The 23257-nt window shown below is 63.7% G+C and carries 15 protein-coding genes and 1 riboswitch; of the genes, 5 read left to right on the forward strand and 10 right to left on the reverse strand.

Annotation, left to right across the window (positions count from 1 at the left end; translation table 11 throughout):
* Positions 1-8: 8 nt before the first annotated feature.
* The 4 genes from BMON_RS00190 to BMON_RS00200 all read right to left on the reverse strand — a co-directional run bounded on the left by BMON_RS00190 (position 9) and on the right by BMON_RS00200 (position 4492).
* Positions 9-1994, reverse strand: a complete 1986-nt coding sequence (locus BMON_RS00190; protein ID WP_156098601.1) for a hypothetical protein — start codon at positions 1992-1994, stop codon at positions 9-11.
* Positions 1995-2086: 92 nt separating this feature from the next.
* Positions 2087-2404, reverse strand: a complete 318-nt coding sequence (locus tag BMON_RS09365) for a lactococcin 972 family bacteriocin (protein WP_161786308.1) — start codon at positions 2402-2404, stop codon at positions 2087-2089.
* Positions 2405-2800: 396 nt separating this feature from the next.
* Positions 2801-3619, reverse strand: a complete 819-nt coding sequence (locus BMON_RS00195; protein ID WP_152595726.1) for a hypothetical protein — start codon at positions 3617-3619, stop codon at positions 2801-2803.
* A 258-nt stretch (positions 3620-3877) separates the two neighbouring features.
* Positions 3878-4492, reverse strand: a complete 615-nt coding sequence (locus BMON_RS00200) for a response regulator transcription factor (RefSeq protein ID WP_237745276.1) — start codon at positions 4490-4492, stop codon at positions 3878-3880.
* A 364-nt stretch (positions 4493-4856) separates the two neighbouring features.
* On the opposite strand from BMON_RS00200, the gene BMON_RS00205 reads away from it, so the two are divergent.
* From BMON_RS00205 to BMON_RS00215, 3 genes are all read left to right on the forward strand, one after another.
* The gene (locus BMON_RS00205; RefSeq protein WP_033511998.1) at positions 4857-6632 is read left to right on the forward strand and encodes a hypothetical protein; all 1776 of its coding nucleotides are present in this window, start codon (positions 4857-4859) and stop codon (positions 6630-6632) included.
* Between the two features lie 65 nt (positions 6633-6697).
* Positions 6698-6952, forward strand: a complete 255-nt coding sequence (locus BMON_RS00210; protein WP_033511996.1) for a hypothetical protein — start codon at positions 6698-6700, stop codon at positions 6950-6952.
* Positions 6953-6972: 20 nt separating this feature from the next.
* Positions 6973-7608, forward strand: coding sequence for an ATP-binding cassette domain-containing protein (locus BMON_RS00215; protein ID WP_033511994.1), 636 nt, complete (start codon positions 6973-6975; stop codon positions 7606-7608).
* A 33-nt stretch (positions 7609-7641) separates the two neighbouring features.
* Here BMON_RS00215 and BMON_RS00220 read toward each other — a convergent pair whose 3' ends face one another.
* The 4 genes from BMON_RS00220 to BMON_RS00235 form a co-directional block, all read right to left on the reverse strand.
* Positions 7642-9294 (reverse strand): ATP-binding cassette domain-containing protein, encoded by a 1653-nt coding sequence (locus BMON_RS00220; protein WP_034881684.1) that lies wholly within the window; start codon positions 9292-9294, stop codon positions 7642-7644.
* A gap of 348 nt (positions 9295-9642) precedes the next feature.
* Positions 9643-10764, reverse strand: a complete 1122-nt coding sequence (locus tag BMON_RS00225) for an Mrp/NBP35 family ATP-binding protein (protein WP_033511992.1) — start codon at positions 10762-10764, stop codon at positions 9643-9645.
* Between the two features lie 196 nt (positions 10765-10960).
* Complete coding sequence (gene ligA, locus BMON_RS00230; RefSeq protein WP_152595736.1) at positions 10961-13492, reverse strand: NAD-dependent DNA ligase LigA; 2532 nt, start codon at positions 13490-13492, stop codon at positions 10961-10963.
* Between the two features lie 218 nt (positions 13493-13710).
* Positions 13711-16503, reverse strand: coding sequence for a tetratricopeptide repeat protein (locus BMON_RS00235; RefSeq protein WP_156098602.1), 2793 nt, complete (start codon positions 16501-16503; stop codon positions 13711-13713).
* Between the two features lie 1272 nt (positions 16504-17775).
* On the opposite strand from BMON_RS00235, the gene BMON_RS00240 reads away from it, so the two are divergent.
* On the forward strand, positions 17776-20025 hold the full coding sequence (locus tag BMON_RS00240) for a hypothetical protein (RefSeq protein WP_237745264.1): 2250 nt from the start codon (positions 17776-17778) through the stop codon (positions 20023-20025).
* 79 nt (positions 20026-20104) lie between these two features.
* On the opposite strand, the gene BMON_RS00245 is transcribed toward BMON_RS00240, so the two are convergent.
* Positions 20105-21292 (reverse strand): pyridoxal phosphate-dependent aminotransferase, encoded by a 1188-nt coding sequence (locus BMON_RS00245; RefSeq protein ID WP_033511988.1) that lies wholly within the window; start codon positions 21290-21292, stop codon positions 20105-20107.
* Between the two features lie 66 nt (positions 21293-21358).
* Positions 21359-22129, reverse strand: coding sequence for a polyphosphate--glucose phosphotransferase (ppgK, locus tag BMON_RS00250; RefSeq protein WP_033512215.1), 771 nt, complete (start codon positions 22127-22129; stop codon positions 21359-21361).
* A gap of 258 nt (positions 22130-22387) precedes the next feature.
* Positions 22388-22543: riboswitch (FMN riboswitch) on the forward strand.
* A 4-nt stretch (positions 22544-22547) separates the two neighbouring features.
* On the opposite strand from ppgK, the gene BMON_RS00255 reads away from it, so the two are divergent.
* Positions 22548-23246 (forward strand): ECF transporter S component, encoded by a 699-nt coding sequence (locus BMON_RS00255; protein ID WP_081882708.1) that lies wholly within the window; start codon positions 22548-22550, stop codon positions 23244-23246.
* The last annotated feature ends 11 nt before the right edge of the window (positions 23247-23257 follow it).

Raw genomic sequence — 23257 nt, forward strand, 5'->3', positions numbered from 1 at the left:
GCTTCCTTTTATATGCCCTGCCGGTGGACCGAGCCATTGAATACGCGTCTACAGGATATGAATGCCGATACCCATTCCAGGGCGATGAAGAGAATGCCGACCGCCACAGCTACCGGAGCTTGCCCAGGCAGCAGCAGCCCGTAGTGGAGCGCGACGTAGGCAATGCCGGTGAGCCCCGCCTCCAGAAGCGTGTGCAGCAGCAGACGCCGCGAAAGCATACTTGCATACGCCGTTCCATCCGTATGCCGGATAAAGATGAAGCTTCTATGCTCGACCGCCCAGATCCAGGAGGACTGAACCGCGCAGAACATACCGGCAAGAATGGCGAGGATGGCGGCCATGATGCCCGCGACCGCATTGCCTTCGAGGAGCTGGGCCCGGTAGAGCGCGGCGTCGGACACCGTGCTGGCCGAGTGCACCACCTGGGTCAGGCCACTGGCATCCAACGCCGGCCTCGTGCGAGCGAGGTCGGTGAATATCACGTTTCCTGTCGTCATGCTGGGAATCAGGAAATTTTCGAGATTCATCGACCGGGCCGGTTCATTGACCAGGAGAATCAGCGGATACCTGGTGTTGGACATCTCGCCCGGATTCGAGGTGTAATCCAACGCGGGGAAAACGGCATCGCCCCTCCACGCGTAGAGCCGGTATGACGCCGAGGCCGATGCCGAAGTGAACCATATGCTGATAATCCGACAGCCCCGGCGCACCGTTTGCGGCAGCGTCGTACCATTCACGGGTTTCATGAGCCGCCGGTTCACCTTCATGAGATCCAGGAACGTGGGGTTCGTGACGATGACGTCATCGTAGGGCGCCAATTGCCGTTCGATCAGGCTCTGCGACGGGCGGGCGTCCGAACCGGTGTCATCGATCATCATCGGAGCCACCGAATAGGAAAGGGCGAGCGTCCCATCACCGTCGGCGGTCGTGAGGAATCTTCTGAACCGGTCCTCATACCGGTGGTAGTCACCATTGCCCTGAACGGAGAAAGTCACGGCGCTGTTGGCGTTGCCCCATCGACTGGCCGCCGCACGGGATTGCGACGCCAACGAAGCGCTGCTCACCGATAACGGCAACGCCATCAGCACGGTGACCAGACACAGGTACTTCCACACGCCGTTGCCCCACCGCACCAGGGTGGATTTACCAGCGCGCGCGGCGAGCTGCCCCACGGAGGGCGTGAACAGCAGCAGGAAGAAGAATGCCACGATAAGGCTGAACACGACATGCACGGCGACCAGTGACAGGAACACCGTGAAGAACAACACCACATCATGGAATCGGTGATACGCGGCCATACAGCCACCAATAAGCACTCCTCCAGCGATGGCGGGCAAGGACAGCTTGCAGAACAGGAGAAGATCCTCGCCCTGCAACGAGACGGTCGTCCTGCCGTACATGAAACGAACGGACCGCGACCGACGCCGGCCGGCGGACCAGGCCCACAGGACCGCGACGTTCAGGAACAACACGGCCAAAGCCAACAGACTCGCCCCACGATTCGCACCCAAGGCATCGGTGAACACGCTCCCCGGCGAACGATGCGTGACGGCCTGGGTCGAGCCGCCCAAACGCGAGACCGTCTGAACGAACTCCCGGGCAGACGCGCCGTCATAAAACGAATAGTTACCGGAAAGATTCAGCAGACCCAGATCACTGGCTGGGAGGACACGGCCATGCCGGGCGTTCTTGAACCAGACCATGGCCGAATGCCCAGCAGGACGACCGCCGAAACGGTACACATCCAAACCGTTGACGCCATCCTCGGAATTGGCCTTGGTCAGCAAAAACTCGCCCGAGGATGTACGAGATGCCTGCGCCGACAGATCCTTGACAACCTGCTGTTTGGACAGCGTCGACGAGGAGAGGTCCGCATACACCGCGTACGTAGATCCAAGGGGATACGTCGTCTCGGCGTTCTCCACAGCATACGAAGCGAACACGGCGCTCAACGCCACCAGGACAACCCACCACCAACGCAGGTAACGAGTCACTGCCCACACCTACCCATCAATCCCAACAGCACGGACAAAACCACAAACTGTCGCCCATGAGGTAACACAACCAAACAAACACGGACAAAACCTCAGCACAGACGATAATGATAGGCAGGAGCGCTTGTGCCGGGCATATTGACCTGGGCATATGACCATTTATTCCTAGCTGTGCAGATTGAAGTAGAGGTCTTGTTTCCAGCACTTACCGAAGAACCATGGGTTTTTGAGGCGTGCCAATAATTCGAATAAGCACAAAAACCGTTGTCCCCGTACTGCCAGCTGCCGCCTTCCTCTGGAAATTGTTCAGCCGCCAAGGCGACACCAGTGGTCCCGGCAGCCATGACCATTCCCAACACCATAGCGGCGAAACAGGATGTAACCTTGTTTGACCCAATATGAATAGCCATATACCCTCCAATCAACTTTGACCGATAAGATATGTTATAATGACGCAACATTAATGTCATTCCCGACAACGATACTGGAGGAACAGATTTTTGCTATCGTCATTTGCTTCATAACCCTTCCCTTCGTTGTTAGACATGTCGGGGGAATGTCCGGGCGTTGCAACTACGTACCCGGTGTGTACCCCTACGGGTCATGATAGCAGAGCGTGATGCGCGATGGCAGGTCCTTGCCGTACGTGGTACGGCACCAGAGAGCGCAACCGTTGCCAACAAGCCTACGATGCCATGGTGGCTTATGGAAACCGATCCGGAAGGACGCCTATCATGACCGGAGTGGTGCGTGTAGTCTCCCGAGCAACTGACCCACCGGGACGTCGGAGTGCGGGATGGTGATGGTCATAGTCCATTGACGTTCGTTTCCACCCACACCCAATCTCCCTTGCAACCCTGCCGCCAGACGGCGGCATCGCGCGACGCCCGTGCCCCGATGCCCCCGTTCCGCGGCAAGCCCACGGGCGCATCCGCGACCGAGATCTCAAACCGGCTGCCATTATCGGCCAGACTGACGCAGTACCCACCGTCCGGGTCGGCGTGTTCGAGCACGTTGCCATAGATCTCATCGACCATGACGGCGACGGATTCGACGGCCTCCCGGCTCATCCAGGTCAGATCGATCCCCTCATCCATCAACGAAACACCAGTGAACGCGGCGTCTGCAAGCTTGCGGCCCCACGCGGAGCATAGGTGGCGCAACTCTTCCTCTTGACTGGAATGCAGCGGAACGTCGGCATTGACGGTCGTACCGACGGAGAGTTCGTCAATGGCCTTATGCACCTTGCCCAAGGCCGATGAGAGCACTCCCCTGGCCCGTTCGATCTCATCGACACCCAGGTCCCCTCCCGCAAGAACCCGGTCAAGGTAGACGAGGTCGTTGGCCACGGAATTGTGCAATCGGTCGGTCACCCGTAACACGTTGCGCTGGTATGTCTGGCTGATCCGGCGCTGCTCGCGCTCAGCTCGCCGTTGATGCGCGCCCCACGCGATTCCCGCGCCGGTGGCAAGCGTGAAGAATCCCAGCAGGATCAGGATCGTGTCGATGGGCATGTCCGCAGTACCGCCCTGGGACAGTGCTGGCAGATAGGCGATCGAGGCGATCAGTGCGGCGATCACCCCTTGGGTGGCACCACCGCAGCCTATAATCAGCAGCGCCGCCAACAGGGGGAAGGACGATGCTGGTGGACTCCGGGAATGGCAGAACCTGCTGAGCCAGCCACAGGAACACGACCAACCAGGCGAAGTCGGTTCGCGCCACGATGCCCAGGCATGCCAATACCACCAGCAACGCCGCCAGCAGGGATGGCCACCTGATCTGTCCCCGCGCATACATGACAGCGACCTCCGCCATCAACGGCAAGCATGACACGGCCGGCAGCCAACGAGCCACACGCAAAATGCCGTTGCCGGGTCGCCTACTCATGGCAGCAGATGATCGCGCATGCATAACGCCACCGCCTCCGTCCTGTTATGTGCACCGAGTTTGGCCGTGGCCCTGTGCTCGTAGGACGCCAGCGTGCTCTTGCCGATACCGAGACGAGTCATCGTCTCGTTGGAGTTCAGTCCCCGCGAAAAACATCTGAGCACCTCCAGCTCTCGGGACGACAGCGTCAGCCTGCCCACAGCTACGGGTCGGCTCCCGGTGTTTTCGCGTTGGGGCTCGCCATGCACGGCACCTTCGTCGAGGATGCAGGCCAGAAGATCGTTTAACCGGGTCTTGCTGACAACCGCCTCCATGCCGCTTTCGCGCGCATCATCCAGGTAGACGCTCGTACGGTAGGCCGTCACCCCGATAACTCGAACGGACGGAGCCAGATTCTTCACCTTCGCGCACACGCTTGTTCTGCTGATTCCTTCCAGAGCCATGTCCGCCACCAGTACATCCGGACGGGTCGCCGCCGACAGGCACGATTGAACGGCCACGGCAGGGCTACTTACCAGCCACAGAAGATCGATGCCGTCTCGGTCATGCAGCAGCGCACGGAACATGCGCAGCGCCAGCGGATCATTGTCCAACACCCCCACACCGATCACATCCAAGCCATCCTCCTTGTGCTGAGCATCGAACAAACGCCCTCACAGATATGAACCCCTTGCCTCACAGCATACGACACATGAGTGCGGTGCACGCCTCGGCAAGAACCCACGCCATGGGTGCAACGAGCTCCACACCATACCGATTCGGCAGGCTGTGCAAGGTCCTGTCGTACAGGGTACGGCAGGACCTTGCACAGCGACTCGACACTGTCATATCCTCAACGTCGTAGGCGTTGTTGCCTGCCTACTCTGAGAAAAGCAGTCGTGGATGATTACTTACCCTACCTTCTTGTGATGTCGTAAAGGATGGCCGGATATCGTGCTTAATAGGAGCCTTCGTCTTTCTTGTGTAGTGGTCTGCATGTTCTCGGGTCTGCTGAGTTTCTTCGTACTGTTCTCATATAAGCAGTACGCTCCGGTCGGCCCATCTTGGCATGTGGAAATGCTTGATGGCGACGCTTCCGGACAGATACCGGTGGTCCGGGTGAACAAGACCATCATGTCATATGGTCGCGAGCACGGGATCGATGTGGTTCGACGTGTGGCCGATGCTGATAATCCTCGGACGGTGGCGCATCTCTATGTGGTGTCATCGTCCGGGGATTCCTTCGCACGTCAATGGCTGAAGTCTGGCTATAACGGCTTCAATCCGTCAATGTCATACCATATCTATGCTGCACGCGAATCGGCCGACACCAGAGCGTCGGGAGAGTATTTTATCAGTGGTTCAGAGGCCGATGCACGAGGTCTGATTCGCATGCTCAACGCATTCGGCTATATCACCGCGAATTTCCAGAGCGTGACTGAACCCAGTGTGGTCCTCGGACTATTGGGTACCGCTGGTTTGTCGCTCATGGCCGCACCACTCACGGTCCTGATTCTTCTTGTCTCGCTTGTGGCGGTGGGCGTGGCGGCGAACAACCGTGGATATGCGATTCAACGTCTTCAGGGTCGAAGACGCACGGAAGCGTTCATCCTTGATGTGTCGGCAAGTGGCATGTGGTATATGGAAACACTGGGAGCGTTCATGGTACTGGGCGTCGCAGGTTCCTTCTTGTATAACCATTGGCATCAATTGGGCATGTGGCTGCTGCTGTGGCTGATAAGCAGCGCCATCGGCGTTCTGATTGCGTTGGTGACTCATATCATCACCCTTGTGGTGGTCTGGCATTCACCGCTTCATCAGGCCGTGAAAGGAGCAGGGTCGTCGCGCTGGATACTGACGGCCATGTACATGGTGAGAATCCTATCGCTGTTTATGGTATTTGCGGTCTCCTCCTTGGCAATCAGCGATGCGGTAGTACTGGTCAAGGCACAGCAACGCTATGACCTATGGTCGGGCGCGACACGACTCAGCCGAATCTCCTTGGGTGGAGGAACGTTCTCCGCTGGCGGGCAGGTGGACATGAAGACGACCTTTGCCCGGGTCGGATCATGGGAACGGGATTTGAACAGACAAGGCAAACTGCTCATTGCGGTTGCGAATCCCAGGTCCGGGATGAGCAACAACAAGGATCTGACCGTGCATGGACGGCCCCGTGACGTGCTGTACATCAACGACGCATATCTGCGTGCTCAGAACGTAACCGATAGCAGGGGCATGAGAATCCGAGCTCCCCAGGACAGGACAGGGGTGGGTATCGTGATTCCACAGTCATATATGGACGAATCGGCCCACATTACCCGCGCCATTGACAGAGATATGAAATCACGCGGACAATATAGTGACATCATACCCAACGCCACACCTCATCTTGATATCATCACCGCGACGTCAGGGCAGAGGCGCTTCACATATACAGCCGCCGACATCAGCGCGATCCCAGGGGGATACCAGCCCGAGTCGGTGATTCAGGACCCGATCATGGTGGTTTTGCCCAATGATACCCCCTTCCTGCCCTCAGGCGACTACTACGGGTACACAACATGGGGAAGCATCCTTGCGTTGGATACACGCCAGGCCATCTCGGACACAACAATACGGCCGCAACTGACGCGGGACGTGCTGGGCATCAGCCCCGCGGCTGAGTATGCGGCGGGAAATCTTGCGACCGCCCACTTGTCTCTGGCGACCAGCATCCTCAATGTCCTTTTGGGCTGTCGGCCACCCTCGTCACGACCATTGGCTTGGCGGTAGTGTATGCGCGCCGTCGGGCGCAGTTCATCTTTGCGTCGCGTATCAACGGATGGAGGTATCTGACCATGTTCACATGGCTGTTCACTCTTGACGTGGTACTGACCACGCTTATCATCATGGGGGTGAGTGCGAGCCTATGGGCCATTCTGGGATCGCTGACCTCAGCGGGCGTAGCCGCGAGTCCTGCCATCGCTATTCTACGTCTCATCATTCCGATCGCCGGACTGCTGGTATCCGTCGGAACCGTTGGCATGCTCATGGGTGCGGTCGTGTGGTGCGCCAAGAGAATTATCAGGGCACACAGTACCGAAGTGGCATAATCCCGAAAGGCCCCAGCACCATGATCACACTCACCGATCTTTCCAAAAGCTTTGCGGACCATACTATTTGGTCCCATGTGAGTAAGTCATTTGACGCAGGCCACCTGCATGCGATAACCGGTCCGTCGGGATCGGGCAAAACCACGTTGCTCAACTGTATCGGACTTCTGGAGCAACCGACTTCCGGTTCCATTGATCTCGATGGTCGACCCCTTACCTGCATACGCCCAAGTGCTTGCCAACGCTACCGCAGAACCCGCCTAGGTTATCTCTTCCAGAACTACGCGCTTATCGAGAACGCCGCGGTCTCCTTCAACCTGCGCATCGCATTGGGACCCGGGCACCTGACGAAATCAAAGAAACGAGCCATCGCCAACGCCCTTGGGGCGGTCGGCCTGACTGGATACGAACGACGCCCCATCTACCGGCTTTCAGGTGGTGAACAGCAGCGCGTTGCCCTTGCTCGTCTTATCGTCAAGAAGGCCGATATCATTTTGGCCGACGAACCGACCGGGGCTCTTGACGATATGAACTCAAGCATGGTCATCGACACTCTCAAAGACATGGCCACGCATGGGGCCACCGTTCTTATCGCCACTCACGACCACACGGTCATCGACGCGTGCGACACCCGTCTTGACCTCGGTCACCTCTGAGATACGGATACATGAGGGCCGGCACCATGGTCCTCAGCCTACCGACCAGCGCACCGTCGTGGTCCGGTCCAGGAACCACCCACTGTGGCTCACGAGAATCACCGCACCGGGGAAGTCCCGCAGCGCCTGTGCCAGGGCCTGCTGGGAACTCAAATCGAGATGGTTGGTCGGCTCGTCCATGACGACGAGTTCGGGGTGATGCGCGATGCCCAGACACAGCATCAGCTTGCGCAGTTCACCCGGTGAGGGGTTGGCTCCCTCCAACAGTCGATCGGGATCGGCGTTGAGTTGGGCGTAGGAAGCCAGCACCTGCGCGCGCAACGGGGGTCGCAGTCCTCCCAACTCCCCCATCGCTTGTTCGGCGGTGCCGTCGGGCATCGTCTGGGCGATGGCCAGGGTCGGCACGGCCGCGCCGTTGCGCAGCAACGCCCTGAGCAGGGTCGTTTTGCCCAACCCGTTGGGGCCGCTTACACCGATGCGGTCGCGTGGCCCGACACTGAGCAGCGGGATCCTCAATGCGGTCGGCGCCCCGCCCTCGTCCCGGATGGATGCGGCTGAGCCGGTGTCGCCGGGTGTCTGCTCCCCGTCGACCACCAGGGTCGACCAGGCGCTGGGCAACGGACGATCATCGGCATGGGTCGTCTCCCCGCTGCGATCGCCGATCAACGCTCCCGTGGCGAAGTCCACTAGTCCCGGTCCGATCCTCATCAGTTCGCGACGCGTGCTGGGTCGGGCCTCGAACCAGATGTCGCCGGCGTAGCGCTTCGCCGCCGTACCGGCCGATGCGGCGAGTTCGCCGGCTCGCGCCGCACGGCGCTGCACCTGCGCCAAGGCCCTCGAGGCGACGCCGTCGGTGCTGAGCGCCTTGGCCGTGTTGCGGCGCTCACGCAGATCATGGTCCCGACGATCGATGGCCGAACCATGCCGTTTGATGGCCTCGGCACGCTGGACGTCGGCGGATCTGCGCCGCAGCACATCGTGCAGACGATTCGCCTCGCCCACCGCCCGGTCGCGCATCTGCTCATCGCGCCGGTCATCGTGCGCCAGCTGCTCCCGGGCCTGGGTGTATCCACCGTCGAAGGTGCGCACGACCGTCTCGTTCACGTCACCGGCATGTCGGCGCAGGAACCACACGCACCTCTGGCACAACGCATCGATGAGTTCGGGATCGTGGCTCACCAGCACCCCGACGCCGCGAAAGGCGTTCATCGCCGTGCTGATGGCGAGGCTGGTCGGTTCGTCGACATGGTTGGTCGGCTCATCGAGGATGAGGACGTCGGGGCGACGGGCCAGGGCGCAGGCGATCTGCACGCGCTTCGCCTCCCCTTCGGACAAGGTGCCGTACCGGTACGGCCAGTCGTCGCCGATGCCCAGGGCACGTCGAATGCCCATGGTTTCGGGCGACCAGTCCTGGGCGAAATCGTCGAGCGTCGCGGGCCGTTCGTCGATGCGCTGGGGGCAATAGGCCTTGACGAGACCCGCAGTAGATGGTGTGATGGCGCCGCTCTGTGGCGTCAACTCACCGGTGAGCATGCGCATGAGCGTGCTCTTGCCAATGCCGTTGTCACCGAGGACCGCGGTCCAACCTGGCGTGAACACGGCGTCGAGACCGTGGAACACCGGCGACGGCGCGCCGGGATAGGTGAACGCCAATCCTTGGCAACGTATGGGTGTGGTAGAAGGCATAATGAACGACTCCGATCGTGATGACCGGCGCACTGCATACCGAGAACTGCGCAACGACAACGACATCAAGACGACATCGATAAGGCGACGAATACGGGAATGCGAACCCCAGCTGGGAATGGAACCGAGATGGCGGTGACGCTGGTCGAATCGTCGACCCGTGCGTCACGGCAGTGCGCCGTGTGGGGTGCACCCGAGATGGCGAACCCGCAGTGCACGGCACCGCATGATCCACGATCTTGTATCCGTCATCTATCGGCTGAGCAACGCTCCGGTTCCCTCCGTCAGTATCGTCCATCCCCTGGCATATCGGGAATGCTTGCTGGTGTCATGGTAGCACGCCATGGTTCACCGCTGAAGAAGCCGCCCGGCGAGCGCTTTGAATTCCCCGGCCAACGGCGTCGAATCGAGCGCCCCCAGGTCGTTGAGCACCGCGGGACGACCCGATTCGCCGATCTCCCGGATATCGGTCTGCAAGGGCAGCTGGGCCAGGAGCGGCACCGGCACGCCCAGAGCATCGGTGAGCTGCTCGCTGACGCGTTCGCCACCACCCTCGCCGAAGATGCTCAGCCGTTCGCCCTCATGGTCGTAGTAGCTCATGTTCTCCACGACGCCACGCACCGTCATCGGCACCTGAAGCGCCACCAGTCCGGAACGGACCGCCACCTCGGAGGCGCTCGGCTGCGGGGTGGTGACCACGACCAGCTCCGCGTTGGGCAACGCCTGGGCCACGGATATGGCCATATCGCCGGTCCCCGGGGCCAGATCGAGGAGCAGCACGTCAGGACTGCCCCACCACACGTCGGCGAGGAACTGCTCGAGAGAGCGTTGCAGGCGGGGCCCCCTCCACAGGATGGCCCGCTCGGAACCGGCGAACATGCCGATGGAGATCATCTTGACGCCCCACGCGGTCACCGGCATGAGCATGCCGTTGAGATTCGTGGGCTGGGTGTGCACGCCGAAGAGCCGAGGCAGTGAGAAGCCGTAGATGTCGGCGTCGATGGCGGCGGTGTCGTAGCCCAGGGCCGCGAACGTGGCGGCGAGATTCGCCGTGACCGACGATTTGCCTACGCCGCCCTTGCCCGAGGCGATGGCGAAGATGCGGGTCTTGGTGCCGGGCTTGGTGAACGGGTTCTGCCGACGTTCCGCTTTGAGCTCGGCGACCAGGGTGCTGAGTTTGTCGCTGCTCATGGTCGACAGTTCGATATGCGGATGCAACTCGGCGTCGGGATAGGAGCGCACGGCGCCGTTGATCTGGTTGGTGATCGTCTGCGACAGCGGGCACCCTTTGACGGTGAGCTCCACGTCGATGGTGACGTCGAAGGCACCGCCCCCCTCCACGGGGCATGAGGTGATGGCGGCGATCATCCCCAGATCGGTGATCGAACGCCCCAGCTCGGGATCGATGACCTTGCTGAGCCGGTCATACAGCTCCGCCTCGATGTGACGCGACTCGTCCTGCACCGCCATACCTCCTCCTTGCGTGTCCTGCACGAATGCATCACGCACTACCGTGCTCTCGCAACGCTCTGCCCCTCGCACCACCGCACCGCGCGACACCTAGCGTTTCCGTGCGTCCTGCCCGGCTCCGCGCCGAAGCAGACCCCCACCACCCTAGCGCTCCGTGACACGGCATGCCAGAGCCCAGGGACCAACGGGATCGACGTCACGAATCGGCGTTCTCGGTCGACGTGCCCGACTCACCAGGATCCCCGGTCTCGAGGAGCCGGACGAATCCCGCCTCGTCGAGCGTGTCGATACCCAGTTCCTCGGCCTTGGCGGCCTTCGAACCCGCGTTGGCCCCGACGACCACGTAGTCCGTGTGCCGACTGACCGATCCGGCGGCCTTGCCGCCGTGCCGGACGATCGCCTCCTTGGCGGAATCCCTGCTGAATCCCTCGAGCGACCCGGTGACGACCACCGTGCGCCCCGCCAATGTCTGCTTGGCGGTGTTCTCGACGATCTGGGAGCCCACACCGGCGGCCCTCCAGGAGCGCAATATCGCGCCCCGCCAGTCGTCGGGATTCTTCGCCTCCCGGAACCAGTCGACCACGGAGCGCGCGATCTCCTCGCCGATGCCGTCGATGGCGCATAAGTCGTCGACGCTCGCCGCGGCGATGGCGTCGAGCGACCCGCATCGCCCGGCCACCAGTCGGGCCGTCGGCGGCCCCAACCGACGAATGGACAAGGCCACCAGCACACGCCACAGATCCGCGTGCCTGGCTTTGTCGATCTCCTCGAGCATCGCCACGGTCGTCCGGGAGGGTTGGGGGGCGAGGCCTTCCGAGGCCGTGCTGTTGAAGAAAGCCGGGACCTGATGCCACAGACCCGAACCGCCCAGTCGTCTGCGATGGTGTTTGGTGCGACCCTGATCGTCCGTGACTGTGCTGATTTCGACGATGGGGGCCTCGCGCCAGACGCGCACCCCACGCAAATCGTCGACGCGCAGGTCGAAGATCCCCGCCTCGCTGGTGAGCACCGGACGCTGCTCGGGCGGCAGGGCGAGTCCCGGCGCGGGCTCATACGGCGCGGGCTCCTCCCCCGGCTTGACGTGGATCTCGCGCAGGTCGGGAGCGTAGGTCTCGACGGAGGACGGCCGGTTCTCCTCGGGGTTGGTCAGCGCGACGGCGCTCTGCTCCCCCAGATGCTCGATGTCCAAGGCCTTGCGGGCCGCCAGGTTGATGACGCGCTCGGTCAGCTGGGCCGGGCATGATTCCATGTTGGGGCACCGGATGTCCTTGTCCCCCTCCTTGGCCGGGGCCAGCGGGGCTCCGCAGGAGGGGCAGCGGGTCGGCATGACGAAATGACGCAGTTCGGACTCCCGGCCCGCGCGGCCAGCCAGCACCGGGCCGACGAGTTCGGGGATCACGTCCCCCGCCTTGCGCACCACGACCGTGTCGCCGATGAGCACCTGCTTGCGCTCCACCTCGGAGGCGTTGTGCAGCGTGGTGCGCGACACCGTGGAACCGGCCACATAGATGGGCTTGAGAATCGCCACGGGGGTGATCCGGCCGGTGCGACCCACCTGCACGCGGATGTCGAGCAGCTCGGTGTTGACCTCTTCGGGAGGGTACTTGTAGGCGATCGCCCAGCGGGGGGCCCGGGACGTCGCTCCCAGCGAGCGCTGCAGGCCCAAGTCGTCGATCTTGACGACGATGCCGTCCAGGGCGTGCTCGATATCGCCGCGATGACGGCCGTAGTAGTCGATCATGGCGAGGATCTCGTCGAATCGCGTCACCTTGCGATTGTGCGGGGACACGGGCACACCCCAGGACTCATAGCTGCCGTAGGCCTCGGACTGGTCGTCGACCCGCTCATGGCGCATGTCTCCCGCAGGCCAGCGCAGGGTGCCCAGGCCGTGGGCGTAGAAGCTGAGCCGTCGGGTGGCGGTGATGCGCGGATCCTTCTGCCGCAGCGATCCGGCCGCCGCGTTGCGGGGATTGGCGAAGGGCGGATGCCCGGCATCCTCGTTGCGCGCATTGAGTGCTTTGAAATCATCCCACCGCATGAACACCTCGCCGCGGATCTCCACGAATTCGGGGATGTCCTCGCGCGTACCGCCGAGATTGGGCGGGATGGAGGCGATGGTGCGCACATTCATGGTGATGTCCTCGCCGATGACGCCGTCGCCGCGGGTCAGCCCCTGCTCGAGCACGCCGTTGCGGTACAGGAGGTTGAGCGCCAGACCGTCGATCTTCACCTCGCAGGTCATCGGCAACGCCTTGCCCTCAGGCCAGTCGAGGTCGCGCCTCACACCGTCGTACCACTGCCGCAGTTCCTCGATGGAGAACACGTCGTCGAGGCTGAGCATGCGTGAGGGGTGACGCACGGAAACGAAGTCGTTCGAGAACACGCCGCCGACCCGGCGGGTCGGGGACTGCGGGGACTGCAACGCGGGGAAGGCTCGCTCGAGGGCCTGCAGGCAGCGCATGCGCACGTCGTAGGCGGCATCGGAGGAGACGGGCGCATCGTTGACGTAATAGGCGATCTGATCGCTTTCGACCCACGCGGCCACCTTGGCCCACAATCGTGCCGCGGCTTCATCCGACAACGCGGAGACATCGAGGGTCTCAAGCAGCATCGCGTCGGCATCCGTGCCGCGCAGCGCCGCGACCCACGCCAAGGACCCGGTGGTCGTGTGGCGCAACGCGGCATCGAGATCGGCACCGGGGTCGATGGCACCGTCGGCATCCGACATGGCGTCGCCGTTCCCCCGGGACGCGAAATCCCACGCAAGCTGTTCGCCCGTCGACGAGGTACCGCCCCGCCGATGGCCGTTGTCCCGATCGCCGTCCGCACGCTGACTGTCCGTCGTCCCGCTCATCTCACCTCATACCCGTCGTCCATATGCCGTTCACCCGGCATCCCTACCCGAGGATAGTGCGACCGCTGGGCGACGGAAGCCGCCCTCTCGTCTCAGGTGTTGAGCGAACGTAGGAACTGCGCCTGCACGATGTCGATGCCCCCGTCGGCGGAATCGTTCATCCGGGCCGCAGCCACCGACAGCGTGCGCGCCGGCACGAACATGCCGTGATCCACGCACACGCGCGCGGCGTCACGCACGATGCCCGCGGCCTCGGTGTGCGGCCATACGGGAAGGTTGCGTTCGCGCAGCACCGCCTGGGCCTCCTCGATGGTGCCGGGGATGCGCACGCATTGCGACTGGGCCCGGGCCACCAGCTCGTGCAACTCGCCCTCCAACGCGGCGATCTGCCCGGAGGCGATGTGATCGCTCATCATGTATGCGGCCGCGGCCACATCCAGTTCGTCCCGCATCCACGCGGCATACGCGAACCGGTAGTAGGCGTAGGAGGCGTCGTTACGATCGAGCGACACCCGCAGGGCGTTGAGACACGCGGCCCGGGCCGAATCCCAATCCTCCTCGCGTGCCAGCTGGACCGCCAGCTTCATATGCGACAACGGGTAGGCCGGCGCATACGAGACCAGTGCATTGAGATGGGGCAAGGCGCGCTTGGCGCCTTTGAGCTGCGCAAGCACGTCCGACAACTCCATATGTGCGTAGAAGAGATTGTCGGGTATCAGCACCGTCTGCTCGCCCGGCGTGGCGAACAGGCGATTGTAGATGACCCGCTCCGCATACGAGTTGAAATAGCGGGGCACGCCCGGGATATTGGAGAATCGCTGGTCGAACCGCGTGAGCGCGGCTTCGATGAGTTCGATCGCCTGGTCCAGCTGCCCGGAGAACAGCAGATCGCGCGCCTTGAGCCGCGCGGCATCGAGACGTCCGGCGAGGGGGAAGTCGAACTCGGGGGTGTCCCCGCCATTGATCAGGGCACTGCCGACCTGCGGGGCGAACTCGGTGAGTTCCGGGTCGCCGATCGCATCGATGATGCCCATGGCACGCTGGGCCTTGTCCGCCGAGGCCGTACCTGGTTCGGCGGCGATGATATGAAAATCGCTCACGGCCCGCTGCAGCAGGTCGACGCGCTGGATCGACATGTCCGAACCTCGGTCCGCACCGAGCACCCGGGCCACGGCCCCGTCGAACCGCGTATCGGAGAACTCCGGCTCCTCCTGGGCGCCCAACGGGGAGAACCGCGCATCACGCAGATTGAATGCGGCGTCGGTCGGCGTGAGTCCGCCGTGCTCGTCGACGTGCATCGCGGCGTCGAACATCCGGTAGGTGTCGACGACATGCGCCAGTCCGTCGGCGTGCAGCCGCTGCATGAACGCCTCACGGCTGAAGGTGACCGTCACCATGCTGCGTACGGTGGGATTGCTGCGCAGGGCGCTCAACGGCCCGTCCTGATTCGCGTCGGGATCGTTGGCTCTCGCATGGTCCCCGTCCGCTCCGCCCCGGCCGACGTCACCGGGGGCCTCGCGAGCGCCATTCGCGCCGTCATCGCCGCTCGCCGCATCGCTCGCATCGTCGGCGGCAGGCCTGGTATTGCTCTCGCCGTCGGGCGCGGCGAAGGTCATCTCATCGATATCGGGGATGTCGACGCCCCGCATGAGATCCTCGAAGCGACGATCCATCGAGGACTGCGTGGCGGATGCACCGTCAGTTGACGCATGGTCACCGGATGCACCATCCACCGTTGCGCTATCGTCCGAGGCGCCGGCATCCGATGCGCCGGCGTCATCACCCGACACGACCCGATCCGCACGAGAGGCGGCCTGGGCTCGCCCGTCAGCGTTACCGTCGGTGTTGGCGTCAGTCTCGCCGTCAACGGACGTGCCGTCGACGGACCTGCCATCGGAACCATCGTGGACCGTCGCATCATCCGATGTCGATGCTCCATCCGAAGTCGACGTGCCGTCGCCGTTATCGCCCTGCCGCGGACCATGCCCCGATCGGGGGTCGTCCATACGGGCCCTCGCCTTGGTCGGATCGCCGTGGATGTCGCCGTCCTTCGGATCGGCCTTCGATGAACCGATGCTGGCGCCGGGGTCGCGCAAGCGATCGAACGCCTCGACGGCCTGCCCCATCAACGTGGCGATCGCGGAATCCTGTTGTGCGACGGCCTCCTCGAGCCCGATGGAATCGATGTGCAGCGAGACCCGTTCGATGCCCGTGCTGGCGCCAAAGCTCAGGGCCGCCATCATCAGGCCGACCCGAAGATTGTACGAGGCGCTCATCCTGGCGCGCTCGGGCTCATCGAGATCGACCCACGAACGCGTGGCCTGATCATAGCGACTCGTCGGCATCATGGAAACACCCGCCGTCGTGAAAGCGACGGCCGCATTGCCACCGGACAGATTGGCCCGGAACCCCACATCGAATCGGTAGGGCAACCTCAGGCCCGACAGCATCGACGCCAGTGCCTGTCGATACACCCACGGCGACATGGGACCGTCACCGCGCGCATCGAGGGAGGTGCGCGAGGCCTGGGGGCCCGATGCCTCCCGGCCGTCGTGGGCCGGTCCGTCGGTCGCACCGGCGGGATCGGGATGGTCGCGGGATATGGCGCCCGCCGTAGCCCGTGCGGCGTCGATAAGGTGGAGCACGGCCGCCTTGCCATCCCCCTGCAGAAGATCGCCGGTGAGGCGCTCGTCGGGCTTCAGGGCGATGAGCGCGGGGTTGCGCAGCAACTCAAGATCGATCTGCGCGGCCTGCGCCCGCGTGACCGTGTCCTCGATGGGTTGCACGCCGAACCCGGCGTTGCGCTCGAGCAGGGCGCTGACATTGGCGAACCGGTTGAGGTTGCCTTCGATGCGCAGCGCGCTCAACGCCGGGGAGAACTCCAAGGAGGCATCCCACGTCAGGTAGTAGCCCCCCCGATGTCGAGGATGTGTAGGCATGCAGCGGTTCGGCGCCATGCACGGCCTCCAGTCCGGTGATGGGATCGAGGGCACCCGCCTCGCGCATAAGGTCGGCGAAGTACTCCTCCAGCCCGGAGGTACGCATACCGATGGCCCGTGCCTGGACGGTGTCGGCCACGCTTCGGCGTATGGCCCCGATGGGAGCTTCGCGGTTGAGCCGGCGAAAGATGTTCCCCGAGCCGAATCCGATGAGCAATTCCTGCAATCGGGGCAATAGATAGGTCGCGAGGAAGGCGATGGTGATGGCGTCGCGGTATTCGAGATCGAGACGCATGGATTCGGGCAGCTCGGTGCGCATCTGCTCGAGGGTGTACCTGTTGTTCCGTTTGAGCCAGGAGGCGAGCCAGAGCATCTGCCCCGAATCGTCCCTGCCGACGATGCCGCCCTGCATCGCGTCCACGGGGTCGTTCGACGCTTCGTCCGGCTGCAGCCCGCGCATGACGGCTTCGATGGGCCGCAGCAGGCTCGGGGCCGCATCCCGCATTCCACGACCCGTCATGCGTGGCTTGGGTGGTATGCGCACGGTCCCCTCGTTGCCGAATATCAGACTCGGATCATGGTCATGGGTATCCATATCGGGATCGGCGCCCATGAACACCCGTCCATGGTCATCGGCCAAGGCGAGCTGAAGAAAGCCGTCCCGCCCCGAGAAGACGCCGATGGAGAACCCCCGGCCCGCGGTTCTGGGCATCTGCGCCCACCCCGGACGCAGGTCCTCGTCGAATCCCGCGAAACCTTCGTATTCACGTCGTTTTACCAGAGGGCCGAGCCTCATGGCATGATCGGCCAACGCCTCGGCCAGACCATCGCGCCAATCACCGTGACCGTGTTCACCGCCCCGGGTCCGGGTCGCGCCGTCTTTCGCACCGTCTTCCGTGCCGGCCTCTTCGCCGTGCATACGGGTGGCATCCCCGAATGCGGCCGACAGCACACGCTCCAGGGCCGCGGCCAACGTTCGCTTCGCCGCGGCACCCATCGGCATGTGGGATGTACGTCGCATGGACCGGCCGAGTGGCCCCGAGACGGATGTGAGGAACGGCAGCACCAGTGGCGCGAACAACGACCGCAACGATGACGAACGAGGGTCGTCGGACGGTCCGGTATGACCTTTCTGGGAAGGGAATGGTGTGTCTATGGGCATGGCGCTTATTCTTCCAAGCCAGCCAGACATGATGCTTATAGAATAATGGGGTGAGTATGCATAATAGACGACGGTCGCACGGTTCTCGGGGCATGGTGTCGGCGTTGGTCATGCTGGTCCTGATCATGCTCGTCGAGTGCTTCGTGTGCAACGCCGCCTTCTGGTCGACCCTGGCGGCGAGCACCGACACCGACGCCGTCACGAACACGACCGGCTCCGGCATCCAACGCACCCGGGACGGCAAGCTCGAGGTCGTCGATCCCACGCAGGCGTATCTGGACGTCGGCGCCGACGGCACATCACGGTTCGCACGAGTCGATTCCGTCACGACACCGGACGGGACACCGCAGACCCGGGGCCTGCGCACGACGGCGCATCTGCGTCTCGACTCCGACGGACGGGTCGGGACCACGCGGTCCGTCTCCTTCCTTGCCCCACGCTCACTGTACCTGCGCACGGATGCTGCGCGCACGATCCGCGTCTGGGTCCAGGAGCCTCGCGGAACGATCCTGCCGCTCGCCGCCGTCCGCGCCAACGTGCGGGTACCGTTCCAGATCGACGGCCTGCGGGTGGGCGGCATGATCATCCTCGCCGCACTGGTCCTCGCCTGGCGGCCGGGCAGCCGGCTGTGGTCGATTCCCCTTGACCTCGGCAGCCGCCGTCAATGCTGGGGATTCATGGCGGCGGTCGGAGTGCTCGCGGTCATCGCCGTCGTCGGCGTCGTCAGCGCGCTGCGGTCCCCCGCACCACTCGCGTTCCATGCCCCCGCGGGCTACACCTATGACTTCGATCTCTACGGGCATCTCGCCGACTCGCTGCTGCACGGCCGGCTGTGGCTCGATCTGCCGACGCCCGATGCGCTGTTCCACGCGGACCACCCCTACGACACCGCCGTGCGCGAACGGCTCCTCGCTCAGGGCGTCTCGCCGATCTACTGGGATTACGCCTGGTTCGATGGCCATTGGTACTCATACTTCGGTGCGCTCCCCGCCCTCCTGATCTTCGCGCCGTACCGACTCATATCCTCATGGTGGGTTCCCGGCGGAGCCATGATGCCCTCCTCGGCGGCCGTGATTCTGCTGGCGTTCGGCTTCCTGCTCACCGCCGGTCTGCTGGTCGTCACACTGGTGCGCCGCCTCGCGCCGCGGGCTTCGCTGGCCGCGACCTCGATGGCCCTGGCGCTCATGCTCGTCGGATCGAACATCGGTTATCTCATCCTGCGCACGAATTTCTATTCCGTGCCCTTCGTCGCCGCCATGCTGCTCGCCACGCTTGGTCTGCTGCTCTGGCTCTCGGCCGTCGGCACCACCAACGACACGACCAACGACCAGGCACCCGGGCTGACCGAAGAACGTCGGCTCCCCCGCCGGGGTCGATGGCAGGTGGAGGGCGCCCCCGCGCTGTCCCTGCCCCGTCTGGCCGGCGGTACCGCCGCCATAGCGGCCACCCTCGCCTGCCGCCCCACCTTCGCGCCGACGTCCCTGTTGGGATTCGCCATCTTCTGGCCGCAGATCAAAGCCCTGTGCCGACGGGGCGGCCCACGCTGGCGATGCGGGTCCCTGCGCGGTCTCCTCGTGAGCGTGCTGGCCCCCGCGGGGTGTTTCCTCGCGGCCGTGGGATGGTACAACGCCCGGCGTTTCGGCTCACCCCTCGATTTCGGGGTCGACTACCAGATGACCGTCACCGACATGACCTCGTACCGAGCGTCGGCGGCCAATGTGCTGCACATGATCGGCTATTATCTGGCGCTGCCCCTGCACCCGACCGACCGCTTCCCCTTCCTGGCGATATCACCCACTCCGCTGCCCCGTTGGGGGTTCACCGAACCGATGATCGGCGGCATGGTCATGCTGTGTCCGGCGCTGCTGATGGCGCTCGCGACGCCCTTCCTGCGTCGACGGATGCACCGCAACGGATCATGGCGATTCCTCACCGCCTGCATGGCGCTCGCGATGACCCTCATCGTCGTGGACGCCGTGACGGGAGGCCTGGGTTGGCGCTACATGGCCGATTTCTGCTGGCTGTTCGCCCTGCCCGCCATCGGGGCGATGCTGGTGATGCTCGGCGAGACGGCTCCGGACCCGTTGCCCGACGGTCCAACGTCGCCGACCGCGCCATCGACGACGACACGTACGCGTATCCGGCGGGTTCGCTTATGGTGCACGCGTTCGGCCATGCTGGCGCTGCTGCTGGACTGCCTGCTCATCACGCTGCTGTCGGCCTTCGTGTTGGGGCGCGACGACTCCCTGATGCGCACCTCACCGGGGCTGTTCCATATCGTCAGCTCCTGGTTCACCGTGCTCTGAATGCGATCGGCCTTGGACCTCGGGCCTGGACATCGGGCCTTGGAGACGCCGAGCGCCCTCGCCGCGTCGGCGTCTGGGCTCAGCCCAGCATACGGCTCACGGTCTCGATGACCTGACGGATGTGCCGTTCGAATTCCTCGGGTTCGGGCAGGAGCGAAACGGCCAGATAGCCATTCGATGGCATATCGAAGAAGTAGCCGGGCTGACCGGTCAGGCCGTGTTCGCGAATCATGCTCAGCACGAGTTCATCCTCGTCGAGGACCGCGGGGACACGCAGCAGGACGTTCCACCCGCCTTCGGCGCGCAGCACGGAGATGGGGCTGCCCCCATCCTCCTCAAGCATCCGGTGGAGCGCCGTGAGATTACCGCGCACCCGCGCCTGGACCAACGCGGTCTGCGCTTCGGCATCGTCCAGCAGCGCGGGGATGCGCCGCGCGATGATATCGCTCATCGGCAGGTAATCATCGGCGATCACATCGAGTCGTCGTGTGGCCTCGCGTACCTCGACGTCGGGGCCTGACAACCGGATCCACCCGACCTTGGCATGGGGCGCCGCCAACATCTTGGAGAAGCCGTCGAGGCCGCAGGTGAGCACCGCCGGCTCTCCGGCCAATCGATCGTTGCCGGGGAACGGCTCCAACGCGTAATCGAAGAAGACCTCATCGGCGATCAGGGCGATGCCGTGGCGCGTGCACAGGTCCAGCAGCGCGGCGCGCTCCTGCGGTCTGACGTACGAACCGGTCGGATTGTTCGGATTGATGACGATCAACGCCCTCACCCGGTCCCCTTGGGGACCGTCCAGCACGGCGGCGATGCCGGCGAGATCGATGACCCACGACCCGTCGAATCGCAACTGATAGGGCAGGGCATGCACGTTCTCGAGCCGGGCGATCGATGCGATCAGCGGATAGCCGGGGGTCGGCGCCAGGACGGCGTCGCCAGCGTCGCAGAACAGTTTCATGAGCCAGGAATAGGCCTGCGACGTCGAGCTGAGCAGATACAGATGCTCGGGATCCACCGCGGGCAGTCGATAGGAGCGGGTTCGTTCGTCCTGGTCGGTGAGGAATCGCGCCAGCGCGCGACGCGCCTCGATGGGGCCGCGGGGCTGGGCCCGATACACCGAGGACAACCCCTCCGGCGCCAGACCGTGACGGGTGGGATTGGAATCGTTGAGCGATGTCAGCGCCTCCCCCGCGGCGAGCGCCCGCCGTTGCTCGACGATGATGGGATTGGGGTTGCCGGTATCGACTCGTGAGGAGAAACGCACGACGCCCAGCCTAGCCGCACCCTCAGGCAGCGACCGGACCGGGCGTCGACGACGTCAGCTATCGAATCAGTGCAGCTGCTTCGTCGTGGCGTAATAGGCCGCACCGATGATGCCGGCCTCGTTGCGCAACTTGGCGGGGACGATTTCGGCATTGATGTCGATGAGCGGCAGGAACTTGTCGCTGGCCCGGCTCACGCCGCCGCCGACGACGAAGAGGTCGGGGTTGAAGTACTTCTCGAGCAGGCCGTAGTACTTCGTCAGACGCTTGGCCCACTGCTTGTAGCTCAGCCCCTCGTTGTCCTTGACGGAGGAGGCGGCCCACTTCTCGGCGTCGCCCTTGCCCTTGGGCAGTTCGATGTGACCGAGCTCGGTGTTCGGGATGAGCACGCCGTTGTAGATCAGGGCCGTGCCGATGCCGGTGCCGAGAGTGGTGGCGATGACCAGGCCATCCTGGCCCTTGGCCGCACCGAACCGCTGCTCGGCGAGTCCGGCGGCGTCGGCGTCATTGACGACCGTGACAGGGCGTCCGCACGCCTCGGAGAAGACCTCGGTGACATCGACACCGATCCACGACTGATCGAGATTCGCCATGAAGTCAAGCTTCTGACCTGGTTTGATGGGGGCCGGGAACGCGACGCCCATGGGGGTGTCCTCGCCCACTTCGAAGTGCTCGAGCTGCTGCTTGACGATGGCCGCAACCGATTGGGGCGTCGAGACCTTCGGGGTAAGGATCTTGAGACGCGGCTCGGCGAACTCACCATGTTCGAGATCCACCGGCGCCGCCTTGATGCCGGAGCCCCCGATATCGACGCCGAAAGCCTGTGCAGTTGCAATCATCATAAACCTCTCTATCAGTCATGATTATAAATCGTTCGACCGGCCATCCATGGCGCCGCTGCAGCGACACATCACACGCCACGGATACGTGGAGCAAGCGTTTGCATCATACGTGGCCGGGGTGACTTATCGCGGTGTCCCGGCGCGCGTCGGACGGCTCGGGCAACCAGGCTCACCCGGGACCAACCCGTCAAGCTCAGGGCGAAGGGAAGCGGGACGCGTGTTGCGCACCGTGCGGTTTTGTGCTTGGATGTGCTGTGCAAGTTTCAGGGAAGGTGCGACTCCTTACTGGCGGTAACGGCTCATCCGGGATTCATAACGGATGAAGGCGAAGCCCGCAACCCGCGTACCCACGCGGTTGACCCGGTGAGAATCCGGAGCCAACGGTTACAGTCCGGATGGAAGAAACGAGGCTCCCATGAGCTCTATTCAGCATGCCGAAAACGGCTTCGATCAAACCAATTCCGCACACCGCGCCGATACCGGCGCCGCTGCGGGCAAGGACGCCGCGGGCGCCGGGCATCTCACCGATGCGCAATCCGCCGCATTGCGTTCGACGGAGGCACGCAACGCCCACGACACCGGCGTATCCGATTCCGGCCGCTGGTCCACGCGCCGCATCGCCATCTACGCCCTCTTCGTCGCCCTGGCGATCGTCACCAGCTTCATCGAAGTGCCGCTCATGCCCGCCATGCCCTGGCTCAAATACGACCCCTCGGGCATCATCGTGCTGATCGCCGGATTCGCTTTCGGGCCATCCGCGGCGTCCATCGTCGGCGTGCTGGGCTTCGCCCCGCATCTGCTCATGGACCCGTGGGGCGCCCTCCTGGCCATCCTCGTGGCATTGGGCCTGGGCCTGCCCTCCGCCTTCATCTACCGTTCCCACCGCTCGCGCAAGGCCGCGGCGCTCGGTCTGGTCGTCGGTGCATTGGTCGCCTTGGCCGTGGCGATTCTGGGCAATCTCATCATCACGCCGATCTACGCCAAGATGAGCGTCCAGGCCGTGGCGGCGCTGATCGTGCCCGCATTGCTGCCGTTCAACCTCATTAAATTCGCCATCGACGGCATCGCCACCTACGTCATCTACAAGCCGGTCTCGAACCTGCTGCACCGCTGATCGGAGGCGAC

The sequence above is a fragment of the Bifidobacterium mongoliense DSM 21395 genome (genome assembly GCF_000741285.1).
Lineage (GTDB): Bacteria > Actinomycetota > Actinomycetes > Actinomycetales > Bifidobacteriaceae > Bifidobacterium > Bifidobacterium mongoliense.